The organism is Variovorax sp. GW821-FHT09D05 (assembly GCF_059416325.1).
Genome location: NZ_JBWKOZ010000007.1, coordinates 26,191 through 44,392 on the forward strand (window position 1 = coordinate 26,191; position 18,202 = coordinate 44,392).

The 18,202-nt window shown below is 67.9% G+C and carries 19 protein-coding genes; 12 read left to right on the forward strand and 7 right to left on the reverse strand.

Annotated features, from left to right (window positions below):
- Positions 1-81: 81 nt before the first annotated feature.
- The 5 genes from htpX to AC07O3_RS19570 form a co-directional block, all read right to left on the reverse strand.
- On the reverse strand, positions 82-957 hold the full coding sequence (gene htpX / locus AC07O3_RS19550) for a protease HtpX (protein WP_093056349.1): 876 nt from the start codon (positions 955-957) through the stop codon (positions 82-84).
- A 150-nt stretch (positions 958-1,107) separates the two neighbouring features.
- Positions 1,108-1,860, reverse strand: coding sequence for a DUF3025 domain-containing protein (locus tag AC07O3_RS19555; RefSeq protein ID WP_495340087.1), 753 nt, complete (start codon positions 1,858-1,860; stop codon positions 1,108-1,110).
- Positions 1,857-2,681 carry an NYN domain-containing protein gene (locus AC07O3_RS19560; RefSeq protein WP_093173156.1) on the reverse strand — a complete coding sequence of 275 codons (825 nt, stop codon included), beginning with the start codon at positions 2,679-2,681 and terminating at the stop codon, positions 1,857-1,859. Before AC07O3_RS19560 ends, AC07O3_RS19555 begins: the two co-directional genes overlap by 4 nt.
- A complete protein-coding gene (pyrC, locus tag AC07O3_RS19565; protein ID WP_354339503.1) occupies positions 2,678-3,709 on the reverse strand; it encodes a dihydroorotase in 1,032 nt (343 codons plus the stop codon). The genes AC07O3_RS19560 and pyrC overlap by 4 nt, the downstream gene beginning before the upstream one ends.
- 45 nt (positions 3,710-3,754) lie before the next feature.
- A complete protein-coding gene (locus AC07O3_RS19570; protein ID WP_495340088.1) occupies positions 3,755-4,483 on the reverse strand; it encodes a peptidoglycan-binding protein in 729 nt (242 codons plus the stop codon).
- A gap of 207 nt (positions 4,484-4,690) precedes the next feature.
- On the opposite strand from AC07O3_RS19570, the gene AC07O3_RS19575 reads away from it, so the two are divergent.
- The 8 genes from AC07O3_RS19575 (at position 4,691) to AC07O3_RS19610 (ending at position 13,760) form a co-directional block, all read left to right on the forward strand.
- A complete protein-coding gene (locus AC07O3_RS19575) occupies positions 4,691-5,635 on the forward strand; it encodes a LysR family transcriptional regulator (RefSeq protein WP_495340089.1) in 945 nt (314 codons plus the stop codon).
- Positions 5,636-5,690: 55 nt separating this feature from the next.
- Positions 5,691-6,467, forward strand: coding sequence for a 2-amino-5-chloromuconate deaminase CnbZ (cnbZ, locus tag AC07O3_RS19580; protein WP_495340090.1), 777 nt, complete (start codon positions 5,691-5,693; stop codon positions 6,465-6,467).
- 89 nt (positions 6,468-6,556) lie between these two features.
- Complete coding sequence (locus tag AC07O3_RS19585) at positions 6,557-8,218, forward strand: ABC transporter substrate-binding protein (RefSeq protein ID WP_495340091.1); 1,662 nt, start codon at positions 6,557-6,559, stop codon at positions 8,216-8,218.
- A gap of 31 nt (positions 8,219-8,249) precedes the next feature.
- Positions 8,250-9,203, forward strand: coding sequence for an ABC transporter permease (locus tag AC07O3_RS19590; RefSeq protein WP_093078530.1), 954 nt, complete (start codon positions 8,250-8,252; stop codon positions 9,201-9,203).
- 19 nt (positions 9,204-9,222) lie between these two features.
- Complete coding sequence (locus tag AC07O3_RS19595) at positions 9,223-10,128, forward strand: ABC transporter permease (RefSeq protein ID WP_495340092.1); 906 nt, start codon at positions 9,223-9,225, stop codon at positions 10,126-10,128.
- 310 nt (positions 10,129-10,438) lie between these two features.
- A complete protein-coding gene (locus AC07O3_RS19600) occupies positions 10,439-11,479 on the forward strand; it encodes an ABC transporter ATP-binding protein (RefSeq protein ID WP_093056359.1) in 1,041 nt (346 codons plus the stop codon).
- 61 nt (positions 11,480-11,540) lie between these two features.
- The gene (locus tag AC07O3_RS19605; RefSeq protein ID WP_257014978.1) at positions 11,541-12,551 is read left to right on the forward strand and encodes an ABC transporter ATP-binding protein; all 1,011 of its coding nucleotides are present in this window, start codon (positions 11,541-11,543) and stop codon (positions 12,549-12,551) included.
- Positions 12,552-12,581: 30 nt separating this feature from the next.
- Positions 12,582-13,760 carry an amidase gene (locus AC07O3_RS19610; protein WP_495340093.1) on the forward strand — a complete coding sequence of 393 codons (1,179 nt, stop codon included), beginning with the start codon at positions 12,582-12,584 and terminating at the stop codon, positions 13,758-13,760.
- Between the two features lie 13 nt (positions 13,761-13,773).
- On the opposite strand, the gene AC07O3_RS19615 is transcribed toward AC07O3_RS19610, so the two are convergent.
- On the reverse strand, positions 13,774-14,289 hold the full coding sequence (locus tag AC07O3_RS19615; protein WP_495340094.1) for an ureidoglycolate lyase: 516 nt from the start codon (positions 14,287-14,289) through the stop codon (positions 13,774-13,776).
- Between the two features lie 54 nt (positions 14,290-14,343).
- Between AC07O3_RS19615 and AC07O3_RS19620 the strand changes: the two genes are divergently transcribed.
- The 4 genes from AC07O3_RS19620 to AC07O3_RS19635 all read left to right on the forward strand — a co-directional run bounded on the left by AC07O3_RS19620 (position 14,344) and on the right by AC07O3_RS19635 (position 17,268).
- Positions 14,344-14,682, forward strand: coding sequence for a Rieske (2Fe-2S) protein (locus tag AC07O3_RS19620; protein WP_495340095.1), 339 nt, complete (start codon positions 14,344-14,346; stop codon positions 14,680-14,682).
- Positions 14,683-14,714: 32 nt separating this feature from the next.
- Positions 14,715-15,305 carry a YbhB/YbcL family Raf kinase inhibitor-like protein gene (locus tag AC07O3_RS19625; RefSeq protein ID WP_093056363.1) on the forward strand — a complete coding sequence of 197 codons (591 nt, stop codon included), beginning with the start codon at positions 14,715-14,717 and terminating at the stop codon, positions 15,303-15,305.
- An 89-nt stretch (positions 15,306-15,394) separates the two neighbouring features.
- Positions 15,395-16,894, forward strand: coding sequence for a sensor domain-containing diguanylate cyclase (locus AC07O3_RS19630; RefSeq protein WP_176928814.1), 1,500 nt, complete (start codon positions 15,395-15,397; stop codon positions 16,892-16,894).
- Between the two features lie 62 nt (positions 16,895-16,956).
- Entirely contained in the window at positions 16,957-17,268 is a 312-nt protein-coding gene (locus AC07O3_RS19635; RefSeq protein ID WP_093078524.1) for a hypothetical protein, read from the forward strand.
- On the opposite strand, the gene AC07O3_RS19640 is transcribed toward AC07O3_RS19635, so the two are convergent.
- On the reverse strand, positions 17,244-18,158 hold the full coding sequence (locus AC07O3_RS19640; RefSeq protein WP_093056366.1) for a LysR family transcriptional regulator: 915 nt from the start codon (positions 18,156-18,158) through the stop codon (positions 17,244-17,246). The two genes, AC07O3_RS19635 and AC07O3_RS19640, sit on opposite strands and share 25 nt — an antisense overlap.
- Positions 18,159-18,202 lie beyond the last annotated feature (44 nt).

Below are 18,202 nucleotides of genomic sequence, written 5' to 3' on the forward strand. Positions count from 1 at the left end.
ACGCCACACAAACAACAAAGCCGCCACAGCAATGTGGCGGCTTTTTTTTCATGGCGCCGCGGACTTGCCGCGACCGACTGATCAGCGCTGCGCGTTCTGCAGCGCAGCAATGCGCTCTTCGATCGGCGGGTGCGTGGCAAACAGCTTGCCGATGCTGCCGGTGATGCCCATGGCTTCCACAGCCTTCGGCAGTTCGCCGGCCGGCAGGCCGCCCAGGCGCGCGAGCGCGTTGATCATTGGCTGCTTCTGGCCCATCAACGCGGCCGCACCGGCGTCGGCGCGGAACTCGCGATGGCGCGAGAACCAGGCCACCACCATCGCGGCGGCAAAGCCGAGCACGATGTCCAGCACGATGGTGCTCACGTAGTAGCCGATGCCGGGGCCCGACGAACGGTCGTCGCCGCGGCGCAGGAAGCTGTCGACCGCATAGCCGATCACGCGCGACAGGAACACGACGAAGGTGTTCATCACGCCCTGGATCAGCGTCATCGTGACCATGTCGCCGTTGGCGATGTGGGCCACTTCGTGGCCGATGACGGCCTCGACCTCTTCGCGCGTCATGCCCTGCAGCAGGCCGGTGGACACCGCCACCAGCGACGAGTTCTTGAACGCGCCGGTCGCAAAGGCATTGGGCTCGCCTTCGAAGATGCCGACCTCGGGCATGCCGATGCCGGCCTTGTCTGCGAACTTGCGCACCGTGCCGACGATCCAGGCCTCGTCGGGCGACTGGGGGTTGTCGATCATGTGCAGGCCGGTGGTCCACTTGGCCATGGGCTTGCTGATGAGCAGCGAGATGATCGCGCCGCCGAAACCCATCACCAGCGCGAAGCCGAGCAGCGCGCCCAGGTTGAGCCCGTTGGCCGTGAGGAAGCGATTGACGCCGAGCAGGCTGGCGACCACGCCGAGCACCGCGACGACCATCACATTGGTCAAAACGAACAGAAGGATACGTTTCAAGTTGAATTCTCCGTGGGGAAACCTGCCACCTAGATGAGGACCCCGGGGCCCTCTTCAAGCCGTGCGCGGCATGGAGGCCCTGGGTGTTGTAGTGCGTTCTGGGCGCTCCGGTCGGCGGCAGCCGGTAGAGCCATGATAGGAGCAAAAGTTCTATGCCCCTGGTATTCCCCGGCCCGGCAAGGGCCTGAAAACCTGCGAGTCGGCATAGAACGCCGCCGCCTCGTTGCCGCCCCACCAGCCGGGCACGCCGAGCACCGGCAGCGGCACGAAGGGCTTGCGTTCGAGCTGCCGCGCGTCGAGCGCCTGCGCCATGCGCTCGTCATCGAACGCCGCCGGGCCGCTCGCGTCGCGCGTCAGCAGTACGTGTGCGGTGATCGGCTTACGCGGCGTGACCAGTTTTTCGAGCAGCGCATGGCCGAAGAGCAGCAGGCGGGCTTCGCTCCACAGCCCGCGTTGCGTGACGAACAGCGTGTGCCAGTCGCGCGCGATCAGCGCCTGCCAGAGCGCGGGTGGCGCATCGAGCACCGCACCGTTCTCGTCGAACAGCGTGAGCGCATCGCGCAGCGGGCCTCGCACGGCGGCAACGCCGCTTCGCGCGATCTCGGCCGCCTGCAGTTCGTTGAGCCGGCGTTTGGTCTGCGGAAAGGCGAGCCACACGAGTCCGTTGAAAAGATCGTGCAGGTTGTCGCGCGTGGGGACGGTGCGGGTCTGGAAGATGTGGGCCTCGTAGGCCTGGCCTGCGGGCAGCGCGTCCTGATGTACGAAATCGGGCGCCTGCGCGGGCTTGACTGCCTGCATGGCGGCCGCCACCCCGGCGTGCCGTGCGGCCCGCTCTACCGCGACGCCGCTCGAACGATAGGGCGCGAGCCAGGGCTGCGCCCAATCAACCGCCGGCAGGGTCAAGGCGCGGGCGCGCCCGTCCAGCGGATGCGGTCAGGGTGCTGCATCACGGCGAACTCCGACGTGAGCTTGTCGAAAAGCTTGAGCGAGCTGCCGTGCTTGCCGAGCAAGCCGGCCGTGCGCAGGGCCTTTGCCACGTCGTTGAGCGGCACGTCGTTGCCGCTGCGCAAGGCCGGTGCAGCCTGCAGGATGAATTCGGCCGCTTCGGAGATTTGCGGTTGCTGTTGCTGCTGCGGTGGCGGTGCGGCCTTGACGGCCTTCGCCGTCTTGCGGGCCGGCGTCTTGGCCGCGGCCTTCTTGGCAGCAGGCGTCGCCTTGGCCCGCGCGGTCTTCGCGGGTGCAGACTTGGCCGCAGCCGCCTTCTTCGCCGGCGCGGTGCGCACCGCGGGCTTCGTGCCGGCGTGGTGCGCGAGGTCCATGAAGGCGTCGTACACGCCGACCGTCTCTTCGCCCGTCTTGCCCTGCTGGCCGATGCCGCAGACGCGGCAGCCCTTTTCGCGCAGGCGGATCACGAGCGGCGCGAAGTCGGAGTCGGAAGACACCAGCACCACCACGTCGGGCCGCTCGTTGATGGCGAGGTCGATGGCGTCGACCGACAGCGCGATGTCGGTGCTGTTCTTGCCGGCCGACAGGTTCACCATCGGCCGCACCGACAGCCGCTTGAACATCGCCTGCCGGTTCACCGCCATCTCGGCGTTGCAATACGCGCGGCGCACGTGAATGGCGCCGTATTCATCCATCGTGCGCTGCACGGCCTGTTCGATCACATCGGCCGAGACGTTGTCGGCGTCGATCAGCAACATCACGCGCAGCGTCGGTGTCATGAGAGCTTCCAGTTGATCGTTTCGCCGCCGCGCAAGGGCTTGAGCGTGGCGTCGCCGTAGGGCACGGTCTCCGGCACGGTCCAGCTTTCGCGCTTGAGCGTGATGGTGTCGGTGTGGCGCGGCAGTTCGTAGAAGTCGGGGCCGTGGAAGCTCGCGAAGCCTTCGAGCTTGTCGAGCGCATTCACGCTGTCGAAGGCCTCGGCGTACAGCTCGATGGCCGTGAGCGCGGTGTAGCAGCCGGCACAGCCCAGCGCATGCTCCTTCAGGTGCGCCGGGTGCGGTGCGCTGTCGGTGCCCAGGAAGAAGCGGTCGCTGCCGCTGGTGGCTGCCTCGACCAGCGCCACGCGGTGCGTCTCGCGCTTGAGCACAGGCAGGCAGTAGTAGTGCGGGCGAATGCCGCCGGTGAAGATGGCGTTGCGGTTGTACAGCAGGTGGTGCGCCGTGATGGTGGCTGCCGTGAAGCGATCAGCGTCGCGCACGTAGTGAGCGCCTTCCTTCGTGGTCAGGTGCTCGAACACCACCTTCAGCTCGGGAAAGTCGCGGCGCAGCGGAATCATCACGCGGTCGACGAACACGGCTTCGCGGTCGAACAGGTCGATGGCGGGGTCGGTCACCTCACCGTGCACCAGCAGCAGCAGGCCGTGCTTCTGCATGGCTTCGAGCGTCTTGTAGGTCTTGCGGATGTCGGTCACGCCGGCATCGCTGTTGGTGGTGGCGCCGGCCGGGTAGAGCTTGAGCGCGCGCACGCCGGCTTCGGCTGCCAGCGCGATCTCTTCGGGCGGCAGCTTGTCGGTGAGGTAGAGCGACATCACGGGCTCGAAGGCCGCGCCTTCGGGCACGGCGGCGCGAATGCGGTCGCGGTAGGCCACGGCCTGTGCGGCGGTGGTCACTGGGGGCCGAAGGTTCGGCATGATCAGCGCGCGGCCGAACTGGCGAGCGCTGTGGGGAACGACGGCTTCGAGGGCGGCGCCATCGCGCACGTGCAGGTGCCAGTCGTCGGGGCGGGTGATCGTGAGGGTGTCTGTCATGGCGCTGGGATTGTCGCATCGCCCCCCTGGCGCCCTCCCACCGGGCTACGGATGCGAGAACACGCGACAGGCGTTCCGGGGCACCTGCTGGCTCCACTTGACGTGGTTGACCGAACTGCGCGCCCCCTTGCCCGGCGGCCAGGGGTCGAAGATTCGCAGCGTGGTGCCGCGCCCGCCGGGATCGTCGTCGCCGCGAATGCCCACGACAAGCACCATGTGGCCCGGACGGCCGACACCGGCGGCATACCCCCTCGCACCCCACGGCAGATCGAACATCAGCGGCCCGTGCTGCAGTGCGGCACGCAACTGGCCGACCGACCAGGGCACCGGCGGGCGCACCGTCAGGCCGTGCGCGGACGCAAAGAGCACATCGGCCGTCGTGGCGTCGTCGGCATTCGCGAAGGTGCGCAGGCCGCCGTCGTCGCCGATCAGCTCGGCTGGCGTACGCGCCACCACCGCCTGCACGTTGGAGCGCGTGATCATGGCCGTGCAGGCGGCCCAGCATTGGCCGGGCGTGGGCTGCGGAATCAGTGCAACGGGGTGCAGGATCGGCGCGTGGCACTCGTTGCCGAACACCAGGTTCTGCGTGCAGGGGCCCGCCTCGCCGTCTTCGGCGAGCCAGTTCGCGATCTGCAGGCGGCGCACCGCCATCCGGGTGATCGGGCCGTAGTCGCCGTCGAGCACGAGCCCGGGGTTCGGCTGGAGCTTCCGGTTCAATGCCTCCTGCAATCTGCGAACGTCGGCGCCACGTGCACCCTGCGTCAGTGTTGTCATCGGTTCTGTTCCCTTCGCCCCACAGACTGTCGGTGCAAACGGTTGCATTGTCAAAAGCGGGTGCCGCCGCGTCCATCGGTCGGACGGCATATACGGGATGGCGACCCCACCTGCCCCGGGGCACGCCCGTTGCTTGACGTGCTGCGCCATTCGGCCGAAGGTTCGGCCGGCCCAGGCCTTGCGAGAACAAGAAAACAGGAAACCGCCATGCTGTCCACGGCAATGCTTTACTTTCGCGAGACCGCCAAGGCCGGCTCGCTGCGCCGCGCCGCGGAGCAACTGGGCGTGGCGCCGAGCGCCATCAGCCGCCAGATCGCCAAGCTCGAAGGCGAACTGCAGACCGCCCTGCTCGACCGCCGCGCCAACCGCACCACCCTCACGCCGGCCGGCGAGCTGGTGCTCGCACACGCCGACCAGGTGCTGCAGAACAGCGAGGCGCTGCGCGGCGCGTTGCAGGAGCTGATCGGCCAGCCCGTCGGCACAGTGCGCGTCGGCAGCATCGAGGGCATGGTCAGCCACTTCCTTGCGAACAACCTGGCGCGCTTCCAGAAGCGGCATCCGCAGGTGAAGCTGCAGGCCTCGGTGGTGGGCTCGCGCGCGGTGCTCGAAGCGCTGCAGGAAGGCCGCATCGACATCGCGCTGGCCTTCAACCTGCCCGAGCGCCACGCCTTCCGCGAACATGCGCGGCTGGAGCAGCCGCTGTGCGCCATCGTCGCGCCCACACATGCGCTGACGCGGCGACGCAGCGTGTCGTTCCGCGAACTCGAAGGCCACCGCGTGGCGCTGCCCGACCGCTCGTTCCAGATCCGCCACCTGGTCGACCGCATCGCATCGAAGACGCAGGTGTCGCTCGACCTGGTGATCGAGACCAGCACGCTCGACATGGCCAAGGGCGTGGTGCGCAACAGCGATCTCATCACCTTCCTGCCGCGCTATGCGGCGCTGCACGAGGTGTCGAACGGCGACCTGTGCGCCGTGCCGCTGCAGGAGCGCGACTTTGCCGCCACCGCGACCAGCCTGCTCACGATGCCGGGGCAGCGCCAGTCGCCGGCGTCGCGCGCACTGCTCGAAATGCTGGCCACCAGCATGGGGCGCTACGGCTCCAACGCGGTGCCGCGTTCTGATTCCGGCAACACGCGCGTGCAGAAATGAGCCTTCCCGTCGGCCTCGTCGCTCCCTACATTGGGCGCTGACGAGGAAAGACGGCATGACAACCACAAGCACCGAAACCATTGCGTTCTCCGAAGGCGGCTACTGCTACGCGAAGGGCGTGTTCCAGTATTCCGCCGGCGTGGCGGCGCTGCCCGGCTTTGCCATCGAGCGGGTGCGCTTCCAGCAGGCCGTGCCGCTGGCCGACGGCTTCGACGCCATCGCGGCGCACCTGCGCGCCATCGGCCGGCCGCTCACCGCGCTGTGCGCCTGCGAACTGCGCTCGCCCGCGCCGTTCTCCGAGCGCGGCTTTCACGACTTCAACCGCATCTATGCCGGCACGCTCGAGCGCTGGCAGCTGCTGCGCGGCGACCACAACCCGGTTGCGCGCACCAACGTGTGCCCGCGTGTCGGCGCACCGGCCACGCCGGCCTTCCAGGCCTTCTCGTACACCGTGCCGGCCGACGACGATGCCGGGCCGCCGAGCTTCGTGGTCTCGGGCGGCGGCGAAGCGCCCGACGGCCACGCCAGCTACCGCGAGGTGATGGTCCGCCTGGGCGACACCAGCCCCGACGGCCTGCGCGCCAAGCTCGGCTACGTGATGACGGAAATGGAACGCCGCCTGGCCGTGCTGGGCTTCGGCTGGCGCGATGCCGCGGCCGTGCAGGCCTACACGGTGCATGACATCGGCGCGCTGGTGTTCGACGAGATCGTGCAGCGCGGCGCGCTCACCACCGGCCTGACATGGCACCTCGCGCGCCCGCCGATCGTGGACATGGAAGTCGAGATGGACCTGCGCTGCGCAAGGCGCGAGATCGCGCTGTCATGGCCCTAGGCCAGGCAGGGACTGACCGCCTGCTGGCACATGTCGTGCTTGAGAGTTTCCTTTCGTCCTTTCCGCCATTCCACCCAACGGAGTTCCATGTGAAGCGTGCTGCCCCTGCCCTGTTCCTGAAGCCCCTGGCCGCCTGCGCGGCACTCGCCATCCTGGCCCTGGCCGCGCCCCACGCGATGGCCCAGGAAAAGACGCTGCGCATCGCCATGACGGCAGCCGACATTCCGCGCACGCTGGGCCAGCCCGACCAGGGCTTCGAGGGCAACCGCTTCACCGGCATTCCGATCTACGACTCGCTCACGCAATGGGACCTGTCGAAGGCCGACGCACCGAGCGTGCTGATTCCCGGCCTCGCCACCTCGTGGGCAGTGGACGCCAAGGACAAGACCAAGTGGGTCTTCAAGCTGCGCCCCGGCGTCAAGTTCCACGACGGCTCGGCCTTCACCGCCGACGCCGTGGTGTGGAACGTGCAGAAGGTGCTCGACAAGGAAGCCGTGCAGTTCGACCCCAGCCAGGTCGGCGTGACGGCTTCGCGCATGCCCACGCTCAAGTCGGCGCGCAAGATCGACGACACGACGGTCGAACTCACCACCAGCGAGCCCGACGCCTTCCTGCCGATCAACCTCACGAACCTGTTCATGGCTTCGCCCGCGCACTGGCAGAAGAAGTTCGATGCCGCCGCCGGCGCCACGCCCGCCGACAAGGCCAAGGCCGCCTGGACCGCCTTCGCCGCCGACCCCGCCGGCTCGGGCCCGTTCAAGGTCACGCGCTTCGTGGCGCGCGAGCGGCTGGAGCTGGCCGCCAACAAGACCTACTGGGACGCCAGGCGCGTACCGAAGATCGACAAGGTCGTGATGCTGCCGATGCCCGAGGCCAACGCGCGCACCGCTGCGCTGCTGGGCGGCCAGGTCGACTGGATCGAGGCGCCCGCGCCCGACGCCATGGCGCAGATCACGCAGCGCGGCTTCAAGATCTATTCGAATGCACAGCCCCATGTGTGGCCCTGGCAGCTCTCGTTCGCCGAAGGCTCGCCCTGGCTCGACAAGCGCGTGCGCCAGGCCGCCAACCTGTGCATCGACCGCGGCGGCATGAAGCAGCTGCTGGGCGGCATGATGGCCGAGCCCAAGGGCACGGTGCCGCCGGGCCACCCGTGGTTCGGCAAGCCCACCTTCGACATCAAGTACGACGTGAAGGCCGCGCAGGCGCTGATGACGCAGGCCGGCTACTCGGCCGCCAAGCCGATCAAGGTGAAGGTGCAGATCTCGGCATCGGGCTCGGGCCAGATGCAGCCGCTGCCGATGAACGAATTCGCGCAGCAGTCGCTCAAGCAGTGCTACTTCGACGTGCAGTTCGACGTGATCGAATGGAACACGCTGTTCACCAACTGGCGCAAGGGCGCGAAGGACCCTTCGGCCAACGGCGCCAACGCGGTCAACATCAGCTTCGCGGCCATGGACCCGTTCTTCGCGATGGTGCGCTTCGTGAGCACCAAGGCCTTCCCGCCGGTGTCGAACAACTGGGGCTACTACGGCAATCCCGAGGTCGACAAGCTGGTGGCCGATGCGCGCACCAGCTTCGACGACAAGGCACGCGACGCCGCGCTAGCCAAGCTGCACACGCACATCGTTGACGACGCGCCCTTCGTGTGGATTGCGCACGACGTCGGTCCGCGCGCCATGTCGGCCAAGGTCAAGAACGTGGTGCAGCCCAAGAGCTGGTTCATCGACATCGCCACGATGACGATGGACTGAGCGTTCTTTTCAGCCAGCCACGAGCCAGCCAATGTTCGCCTACCTCCTGCGCCGCGTGATCTACGCCGTGCCGATCATGATCGGCGTGGCCCTCGTGTGCTTCCTGCTCGTGCACATCGCGCCGGGCGATCCGCTGGTGTCGATATTGCCGCCCGATGCGTCCGCCGACCTGCAGGCACAGCTGCGGGAGCTCTACGGCTTCAACCGCTCGCTGCCAGAGCAGTTCGCGATGTGGCTGTGGCGCGCGATGCATGGCGACCTGGGCGTGTCCATCGCCAGCAACCGCGCGGTGGCCGGCGAGGTGTTCACCGCCGTGGGCAACACGCTGCGGCTCGCGGTGGTGGCAACCTTCATCGGCTTCGTGCTGGGCTGCCTGTTCGGCTTCGTGGCGGGCTACTTCCGCAACTCGTGGGTCGACCGCCTGGCCTCGATGTTCTCGGTGCTCGGCGTGAGCGTGCCGCACTACTGGCTGGGCATGGTGATGGTGATCGTGTTCTCGTCGCAGCTCATGTGGCTGCCGGCCACCGGCGCGGGCCCCAGCGGCTCCGACGACTGGGCCTGGGACTGGGAGCACCTGCAGTTCCTGCTGCTGCCGGCGCTCACGATGTCGGTGATTCCCATGGGCATCATCGCGCGCACCGTGCGCGCACTGGTGGCCGACATCCTCGACCAGGAGTTCATCGTCGGGCTGCGCGCCAAGGGCCTCACGCACCTCGGCGTGTTCCGCCACATGGTGAAGAACGCGGCGCCCACGGCGCTGGCGGTGATGGGCCTGCAACTGGGCTACCTGCTCGGCGGCTCGATCCTCATCGAGACCGTGTTCTCGTGGCCGGGCACCGGCTTCCTGCTGAACTCGGCCATCTTCCAGCGCGACCTGCCGCTGCTGCAGGGAACGATCCTGGTGCTGGCATTGTTCTTCGTGCTGCTGAACCTGCTGGTCGACGTGCTGCAGACCTTGCTCGATCCGCGCATCGCGCGCGCCTGAAGAAGAAAGCCGCCAAGCCATGTCCACCGTGCTTCCCGTCTCTTCATCTTCCGCAATCGCAGTCGAACCCTTGCCGGCCCAGCGCTCGCGCGGCTACTGGGCCTCGGTGTGGCTACGCTTCCGGCGCGACCCGGTCGCCGTGGGCGCGGCCATCGTCGTGCTGCTGCTGATCGCGCTCGCAGTCTTCGGCCCATGGCTCGCGCCGTCGGACCCCTACCAGTCGTCGATGCTCAAGCGCCTGAAGCCCATCGGCACCGAAGGCCTGCCCTTCGGCAGCGACGAGCTGGGCCGCGACATGCTCTCGCGCCTCATCGTCGGCGCGCGGCTGTCGCTGTTCATCGGCATCACGCCGGTGCTGTGCGCCTTCGTGCTGGGCACGATCATCGGCATCGTCGCAGGCTACGCGGGCGGGCTGACCAACACGCTGATCATGCGCACCATCGACGTGTTCTACGCCTTCCCATCGGTGCTGCTGGCCATCGCGCTGTCGGGCACGCTGGGTGCGGGGGTGGTCAATTCGCTGATCTCGCTGACCATCGTGTTCATTCCGCAGATAGCGCGCGTGGCCGAGAGCGTCACAACGCAGGTGCGCACCCGCGACTACGTGGAAGCGGCGCGCGCTTCAGGCGCCAGCCCCTTCACCATCGTGCGCGTGCACGTGTTGGGCAATGTGCTCGGCCCGATCTTCGTGTACGCCACCAGCCTGATCGCGGTGTCGATGATCCTGGCTTCGGGCCTGTCGTTCCTCGGTCTCGGCGTGAAGCCGCCGGAGCCCGAGTGGGGGCTGATGCTCAACACGCTGCGCACCGCCATCTATGTGCAGCCATGGGTCGCTGCCCTGCCGGGCGCGATGATCTTCATCACTTCGATCTCTTTCAATATCTTGTCCGACGGGCTTCGGTCCGCCATGGACAACAAGGGGTGAGCATGGAAGTCTGTTCTTCGATGCAGTGCGTTTCAGGGCGCGCTCACGCCGACGGGGTACCTTGCTCCGCGAATGTCCCCCGGCCTTCGGCCTCCTCCTTTATTTCGCTGCGCAAGGCACCCCATCGGCGTGATCGTTGTTCGCAGCGGTGGTTGATCGGCCAGCACCACAGCCGCGCCCATGTGCGAATGGCACCGGGTGCTCCCCGCAGCGAAATAAAGGAGGAGCCGAAGGCGGGGGACATTCGCGGAGGGGAGTACCCGGTGTCATTCGCACGCACCCCGAACGCAGTGGACAGGAGCTAACAAAAATGGACGCACCCAAAGACATCGGCGGCCCAGCCCAACCACTCCTGACAATCAAGGGCCTGGTCAAGCACTTCCCCTTGAAGAAAGACCCACTGGGCCGAGGCGGCGGCGTTGTGCGCGCGGTCGATGGCGTGGACTTCGAAGTGCTCAAGGGCGAAACGCTAGGCGTGGTCGGCGAGTCGGGCTGCGGCAAGTCGACCACCGCCCGCCTGCTCATGCAGCTCATCGAACCCACACGCGGCGAAGTCGTGTTCGACGGCCGCGAAGTCGGCAGCCGCGACCTGCCGCTGAAAGAATTCCGCCGCCAGGTGCAGATGGTGTTCCAGGACAGCTACGCCTCGCTCAACCCGCGCCTCACCATCGAAGACTCGATCGCCTTCGGCCCGCAGGTGCACGGCGTATCGCGACGCGAATCGGTGGAACGGGCGCGCGACCTGCTGGCTCGCGTGGGCCTCTCGCCGCAGCGCTTTGCCGAACGCTACCCGCATGAGCTCTCGGGCGGCCAGCGGCAGCGCGTGAACATCGCGCGGGCACTGGCACTGCAGCCGCGCATGGTGATCCTCGACGAAGCCGTCTCCGCGCTCGACAAGTCGGTGGAAGCACAGGTCATCAACCTGCTGCTCGACCTGAAGACCGAGTTCGGGCTGACCTACGTGTTCATCAGCCACGACCTCAACGTGGTGCGCTACGTGAGCGACCGCGTCATGGTGATGTACCTGGGCCAGGTGGCCGAGATCGGCCCGGCCGATGCGCTGTACGACGCGCCCGCGCACCCCTACACGCGTGCGCTGCTGTCCTCCATGCCGTCGATGGACCCTGACCACCGTACCGAAGAAGCGGCGCTTGCGGGCGATCCGCCGAACCCCATCAACCCGCCCTCGGGCTGCCGCTTTCATCCGCGCTGCGCGCTGGCCGCGCCGGTGTGCGCCAAGGTCGTGCCCGAGCGCATCGTCACCGGCTCGCAGCATGCGGTGAGCTGCCTGATCCACGAAGCCGGCAGCGGGCATCCGATGGCCATCGAAACGCAGAGGCAGGCAGCATGAGCGCCGCGCCGGGCCGCCCCAAGCAAGCTCGCACCGCAGTGCGAAGCACGAAGGTACCCCAATGAGCGACAACAACGAACCGATGGTCCGCCTGCGCGACCTCAGCGTTACCTTCAGCGGCGGACGCAAGCCGGTGCACGCCGTCAGCGGCGTGAGCCTCGAAGTGCAGCGCGGCGAGGTCGTCGCGCTGATCGGCGAATCGGGCTCGGGCAAGAGCGTGACCATGCGCACCCTGCTGCGCCTGCACCCCGAGCGCCGCACCCGCATGGGCGGCACGGTGCAGGTGGCCGGCCGCGACGTGCTCGCGATGTCGCAGCGCGAGCTGGCCGACTTCCGCGGCAAGGTCGCGTCGATGATCTTCCAGGAGCCGCTGCTGGCGCTCGACCCGGTGTATTCGGTGGGCGCGCAGATCGTCGAGTCGATCCGCCGGCACGAATCCGTCACGCAGGCCGAGGCGCAACAACGTGCGCTGGCGCTGTTCGAGCGCGTGCGCATTCCAAGCCCCGAACGGCGCCTGCAGGCCTACCCGCACGAGATGTCGGGCGGCATGCGCCAGCGCGCCATGATTGCACTGGCACTCGCCTGCAAGCCCCAACTGCTGCTGGCCGACGAGCCCACCACTGCGCTCGACGCCACGGTGCAAATTCAGATCCTGCTGCTGCTGCGCGAACTGCAGCGCGACCTGGGGCTGTCGGTGATCTTCGTCACGCACGACATCGGCGCCGCCGTCGAGGTGGCCGACCGCATCGCGGTGATGTATGCCGGCCGCATCGTCGAGGAAGGCACTGCGCGCGAGCTGATCCGCTCGCCGCGCCATCCATACACGATCGCGCTGCTCAAGAGCCGCGCGCATGGCGCACTGGCGCGCGGCACGCGGCTCGAAACCATCGGCGGCGCGCCGCCCGACCTGTCCGCGCTGCCGCCCGGCTGCGCCTTTGCCGAACGCTGCGCGCTCGCAAGCGATGCCTGCCGCACCGCGCAACCACCGGTGGTCGAGCTCGCGCCGAACCACCGCGTGCGCTGCATCCACACCGATGCCGCGGCGGCCATTGCGCCGGTGCTCGTCGCCTGACAGACAACCTCTTCAACATCTTTCATCGCCATGCCTCTGCACGACCCCGCCCACGCCTTCGTTCCGTACCCCGATGCGCCGGTGGCGCGCGCCACGACAGGTCCGCTGGCCGACCTGAGCTTTGCGGCGAAAGACCTGTTCGACGTGGCCGGCTACCCCACGGGCGGCGGCAATCCCATCGTGCTGGCGATGTCGGGCATCAAGACCCGCACCGCGCCGACCGTGCAGAAGCTGCTCGATGCCGGCGCGCGCTTTGCCGGCAAGACCGTGACCGACGAACTGGCGTTCTCGATGAACGGCAACAACGCGCATTTCGGCGCGCCGATCAACGGCGGCGCACCCACGCGCATTACCGGCGGCTCGTCTTCTGGCTCGGCCTCGGCCGTGTCGTCGAACCTGTGCGACTTCGCGCTGGGCACCGACACCGGCGGCTCGGTGCGCGCGCCGGCCAACCACTGCGGCCTGTACGGCCTGCGCCCTACCCACGGCCGCGTGAGCCTTGAAGGCGCGCTCGACCTCGCACCCAGCTTCGACACCTGCGGCTGGTTCGCGCGCGACATCGGCACCTTCGCGCGCGTGGCCGATGTGCTGCTCGGCGCCGATGCGGCGGCCTTGCCCGAACGCGTGCGGCTGCTGCGGCCCGACGATGTCTGGGCATTGGCCGTGCCCGCCGCAATCGAAGCGCTGAAGGGCGCGGCCGACCGCGTGCAGGGCCTGCTCGGTGCCGCCAAGGGCACCACGGTGGCGCTGGAATCCTTCGACACGATGTACTGGAACTTCCGCTACCTGCAGTCGCGCGAGGCCTGGCTCACCGATGGCCCACTCATCGAACGCTACGCACCGCCGCTCGGTCCGGGCGTGGCCGAACGCTTTGCGTGGTCGCGCGAAGTGACCGATGCGCAGGTTGCAGCGGGCCGCACCTTCCGCACCGCGTTTCGCGAGCACCTGGCCGCGCTGCTCGGCACCGACGGCGTGCTGCTGATGCCGACCATGCCCGACATCGCACCGCTGCGCAGCGACAGCGAAGCCGCGCTGGAGGACTACCGCAACCGTGCGATCCGCATGCTGTGCATCGCGGGCCTGGCGGGCTTTCCGCAGCTCTCGATGCCGCTGGCTTCGCGCGACGGTGCGCCGCTGGGCATTTCGCTGCTCGGACCGGCGGGGTCGGACCGGTCGCTGGTTGCGCTGGCGCAGCGCCTCGCGGGCTGAGGCCGGGCAAGCCTCAGAACTGCACGCTGCCGCTCTGCCGAAGAAGGCAGACGTCGCAATCGACACCGCCTCCCGCGCGCTCGATCACCACGAAGTCGCCCGCATCCACCGCCAGCAGCGCGTGATGCCAGGTGCCGGGCGCGAGCACCACGCCCTGGCGCCCGTCGGTGACGAAAGCCGCGAGTTGCTGCGCCGAGGTGGGCGCCTCGCCCGCGCGGGCGACCACGATCACGAAGCGCCTGTCGCCCAGCGGCACGAAGGTCTGGCTGCCGAGCGCGTGGCGCTCCATCTCCGACACCTCGTGCGGAAAGCGCCGCGCCTGCGCGCGGAACAGCGCGAGCATCGGCCGTCCGCCTTCGGCGTCTAGTCGCAGGTCGCCGAGCAGGTCGAAGCGCTGTGCATTGCCTCCGTTGATGGGCCGGCCCTCGCCGGTGGGTGCCTCGATCACGGTGCCATACGGGGCAAAGGCATGGGAAGTCAGCGGCTGCGCGACGAGCAACGCTGCTCTGGCGGGAGAAAAATCGTTCATGCCGCAATTGCAGCAGAAAGCATGCCTTCCGCCACGCGAGGGATACTGTTCGCCATGAGCACGACAGAGCCCCAGTTGATCGCCCCGGCGCTTGCCGATGGCGGCCTCGCCGCCATGTTCACGGCACCGGACGGCGCCCAGGCCTTTGCCGTGCGCTGGCAAGGCGGCGTGCACGGCTATCTCAACCAATGCCCCCATGCAGGCGGCCCGCTTGATTTCGAAGGCCAGGTGCTGGAAAGTTCAGGCCGCTTCCTGATGTGCGCGCGGCACGGCGCCATCTTCGAGCCCGACACTGGCAAGTGCGTCGGCGGCCCCTGCCGCGGCGCACGGCTCACGCCGCTGGCGGTGCATGAAAAAGCGGACGGCAGCGTGTGGCTCGGCCAGGCCGAATGAAGACGAAGACAACCCTCCAGGAGAAAAAAGATATGCGCAGCAACAACAGGCTTCACCCCCTCACCCTGTCGGTCACGGCCCTCGCCTTCGCCGGCCTCATGGCGGGCTGCACCGGCATGTCGCCCGGCAGCGGCAAGGCCTTCACGGGCATGAAGGTCACGTCGAGCGCCTTCGGCGACAACGGCGTCATTCCGGCCGACTACGCCGGCGCGGGCGACTGCGGCGGCAAGAACGTGTCGCTGCCCGTGGCCTGGAGCAACCTGCCGGCCAAGACCAAATCGGTCGCCGTGCTGGTGTTCGACCCCGATGGCGCGGCCGGCCTCGGCGTGTCGCACTGGGTGGCCTACAACATCGCGGCCGAACGCGGCGAGCTCAAGGCCGGCGAAGGCCAGGCGGGCTCGAACTTCAACTTCACCATGGGCCCGAACGTGGCCGGCGCACCCGCTTATCGCGGCATGTGCCCGCCGGTGGGCGACCGGCCGCATCACTACGTGATGACCGTGGTTGCCACCGACTTCGCACCGGGCAGCCTGCCGGCAGGCCTTGCGCGCGACGCCCTGCTGGCCGCGCTCAAGGGCCATGCACTGGGCGGGCAGAGCGTGGTGGGCCTCTACAGCCGCTGAATGCAGCGGGTGCGCGAGTAATAATTAAGACTTCAGTTCGCCGGCATTCGTCAGCCATGGCTGCAGCCGCTTCTTCGAAAGCTTCATCGATGGCCCAGCCCGCTGCCGCGTCCTCCCCCTCTTCGGCCCCACCGTCCATCGGCGACCTCGACGCCATGTTCGACCTGGCGCCCGTCTCGCTCTGGATCGAAGACTACGGCGACCTCAAGCGCAAGCTCGACGGCTGGCGCGCCGAGGGCGTGACCAACCTGGTGGCGCACCTGCATGCGGACCCGCAGCGCGTGAGCGACTGCATGGCGCTGCTGAAGGTGCTGCGGGTCAACCAGCACACGCTGAAACTCTTTGCCGCCGACAGCCAGGAGACCCTGCTGGGCGCGCTGGACCGCGTGTTCCGCGGCGACATGTCGGCCACCGTGGTGCACGAGCTCGACCAGCTGTGGCACGGCCAGCTCACCTTCGAGAGCGAGACCGTCAACTACGCGCTCGACGGCCGGCGGCTCGACGTGCGCGTGCGTGCCCGCGTGCTGCCGGGGTACGAAGACAGCTGGAGCCGCGTGCTGGTGTCGCTCGACGACGTTACCGAGCGCGTGGCCGCGCAGCGCCTGCGGGACGAGAGCGCCATGTACGCGCGCAGCCTGTTCGACCGCTCGCCCGTGTCGCTGTGGGTGGAAGACTTCAGCGCGGTGCGCTCGCTGCTCGAGAGCATCCGTGCGCGCGGCATCACCGACTTCGCCACCTTCATCAAGGTGCACCCCGACTTCGTTGCGCGCTGCATGCAGGAGATTCGCGTCATCGACGTGAACCACGAAACGCTGCGCATGTTCGGCGCGCCCGACCTGCCCACGCTGCTGGGCAGCATCTCGCGCATCTTCCGCGACGAGATGCGCGAATCGTTCGCCGAGCAACTGCAAGACCTGTGGAACGGCAAGACCGTGCAGCATCGCGAGGTGCTCAACTATTCGCTGTCGGGCGAGGTGCTGAACATCCACATGCAGTTCGCGGTGCAGGAAGACCGGCAGGGCACCTGGGACCTGGTGCTGGTGTCGCTGGTCGACATCACCGCGCGCAAGAAGGCCGAGGCCTATCTTGAGTACCTCGGCAAGCACGACGTGCTCACGCAGCTGTGCAACCGCACCTACTACACCGAGGAGCTGAACCGCCTGTCGCGCAAGGGCCCCTGGCCGGTGTCGATCGTGGCCATCGACCTCAACGGCCTGAAGCAGATCAACGACCATGAAGGCCACGCCGCCGGCGACTCGCTGCTGCGCCGCATGGGCGAGGTGCTCGACAAGGCCGTCGACCCACCGGCCTGGCCCGCGCGCATCGGCGGCGACGAGTTCGCGGTGCTGCTGCCGATGACCGACGAGCGCGGCGCCGAGGCAATGCGCGAGCGCATCCTCACGCTGCTCGAAATGAACAACCAGTTCCACGCGGGGCAAAGCGGCCACGCCTTGAGCCTGGCCATCGGGCTCGCAACCTGCCATGGAGACGAGTCGCTCGAAGTGGCGCTGCAGCGGGCGGACCGGGCGATGTATGTCGACAAGTCACGGCACTACGAGAGTACAGCGGCAGAGCGGCGACAGCTGTAGCCATCAACACCAGGATGGCCAGACCGACAGTGTGTGAAAGTTGCGATTGCTGAAAAGAACCGATGCCCATTGAAGGCCTTGCCGAAGCCCTGATCCGACCCGTGATCGAACTGGTGCTGCAGCCCGTCGCGGAGGCCGTACTGCACCTGGCCGGCTACGTCACCGGATTCATCGTCGTTCCGGTCGCCACACTGGGACTCGTTGTCGTCGAGCAGCCCGAGGAAGGCGTCGACGCGATGACCTCGCGCTGGCTCAGAGCGCCCAGCGGGCGCATCGTGCTCAGCATGGACTGGGGCAGCGTAGTCGGCTTTCTTACCTGGCTGTTGATCGGCGTAGTGGCTCTATTGATCTACTTCACGTCCGGGCCTTCATAGCCAGGCACCCGCACCCGCTCCAGAATGAAATCGATGAACGTCCGGATCGCCCGCGTGTGCTGGCGGTTCGGCATGTAGAGCATGAACATCTGCGTGCCGAAGATGCTCAGGCGCCAGTCGTCGAGCGTGGTCACGACGTCGCCTTTGCGCACGTCTTCCTGCACCACGTAGTCGGGCACGAGCCCGATGCCCAGCCCCGCGAGGATGGCCTGGCGCAGGAACAGGAAGTTTTCCGAGATCAGCGTCGGCTCCAGGATCACTTCGCGCCTCGTCTCGCCTTGGTAGGCCGACACGCGCAGCTGTCGCCCGATGACGGCGGCGGTGACCACCGGCGCGCCCTGCAGGGCGTCCAGCTGCACCGGCAGCGGGTTCTTCGCCGCGTAGTCGGTTGAAGCGCAGGCCACATAACGCACCGGCCCCATCTCGCGCGCCACCAGGTTCTGCGGCGGCTCGGGAATCACGCGGATCGCGATGTCGACTTCGTCGCGCAGCAGGTCCTCGATGCGGTTCTCGAACACCACGTCGAGCACGATGCCGGGGTACTGGCGCTTGAAGTCGATCAGCCAGTCGGCCATCACGAGCTGGCCGTAGCCGCTGGGCACGCTCAGGCGCACGCGGCCCTGCAGGCCCTGCCCCAGCGTCGTTACCGATTCGCGCGCCGCCAGCAGCTCGCCCTGGATGGCCACGCCGTGCTGGTAAAGCCGCAGGCCGATTTCGGTCGGCTCGGCGCGCCGGGTGGTGCGCCGCACCAGCTGCGCGCCGACTGAGCGCTCCAGCTGGTTCAGGTGATAGCTGACGTTGGCGCGGCTCATCTTGAGCCGGCGGGCCGCCGCGCTCAGGTTGCCGGCGTCAAGAATTTCCACCAACAAAGTGAGCGACTGGAGGTCCATGGGCCGATTGTGTCAAAAATTCTTTGACAGTCTGTCAACCGCCT

Bases quoted from the DNA above. Each gene is read 5' to 3' on its own strand.
- pyrC (WP_354339503.1), bottom strand. From the start codon at position 3,709: ATGACAGACACCCTCACGATCACCCGCCCCGACGACTGGCACCTGCAC.
- AC07O3_RS19605 (WP_257014978.1), top strand. From the start codon at position 11,541: ATGAGCGACAACAACGAACCGATGGTCCGCCTGCGCGACCTCAGCGTT.
- AC07O3_RS19625 (WP_093056363.1), top strand. From the start codon at position 14,715: ATGCGCAGCAACAACAGGCTTCACCCCCTCACCCTGTCGGTCACGGCC.
- AC07O3_RS19595 (WP_495340092.1), top strand. From the start codon at position 9,223: ATGTCCACCGTGCTTCCCGTCTCTTCATCTTCCGCAATCGCAGTCGAA.
- AC07O3_RS19575 (WP_495340089.1), top strand. From the start codon at position 4,691: ATGCTGTCCACGGCAATGCTTTACTTTCGCGAGACCGCCAAGGCCGGC.
- AC07O3_RS19560 (WP_093173156.1), bottom strand. From the start codon at position 2,681: ATGACACCGACGCTGCGCGTGATGTTGCTGATCGACGCCGACAACGTC.
- AC07O3_RS19570 (WP_495340088.1), bottom strand. From the start codon at position 4,483: ATGACAACACTGACGCAGGGTGCACGTGGCGCCGACGTTCGCAGATTG.
- AC07O3_RS19630 (WP_176928814.1), top strand. From the start codon at position 15,395: ATGGCCCAGCCCGCTGCCGCGTCCTCCCCCTCTTCGGCCCCACCGTCC.
- AC07O3_RS19590 (WP_093078530.1), top strand. From the start codon at position 8,250: ATGTTCGCCTACCTCCTGCGCCGCGTGATCTACGCCGTGCCGATCATG.
- cnbZ (WP_495340090.1), top strand. From the start codon at position 5,691: ATGACAACCACAAGCACCGAAACCATTGCGTTCTCCGAAGGCGGCTAC.
- AC07O3_RS19640 (WP_093056366.1), bottom strand. From the start codon at position 18,158: ATGGACCTCCAGTCGCTCACTTTGTTGGTGGAAATTCTTGACGCCGGC.
- AC07O3_RS19610 (WP_495340093.1), top strand. From the start codon at position 12,582: ATGCCTCTGCACGACCCCGCCCACGCCTTCGTTCCGTACCCCGATGCG.
- AC07O3_RS19620 (WP_495340095.1), top strand. From the start codon at position 14,344: ATGAGCACGACAGAGCCCCAGTTGATCGCCCCGGCGCTTGCCGATGGC.
- AC07O3_RS19615 (WP_495340094.1), bottom strand. From the start codon at position 14,289: ATGAACGATTTTTCTCCCGCCAGAGCAGCGTTGCTCGTCGCGCAGCCG.
- AC07O3_RS19635 (WP_093078524.1), top strand. From the start codon at position 16,957: ATGCCCATTGAAGGCCTTGCCGAAGCCCTGATCCGACCCGTGATCGAA.
- AC07O3_RS19600 (WP_093056359.1), top strand. From the start codon at position 10,439: ATGGACGCACCCAAAGACATCGGCGGCCCAGCCCAACCACTCCTGACA.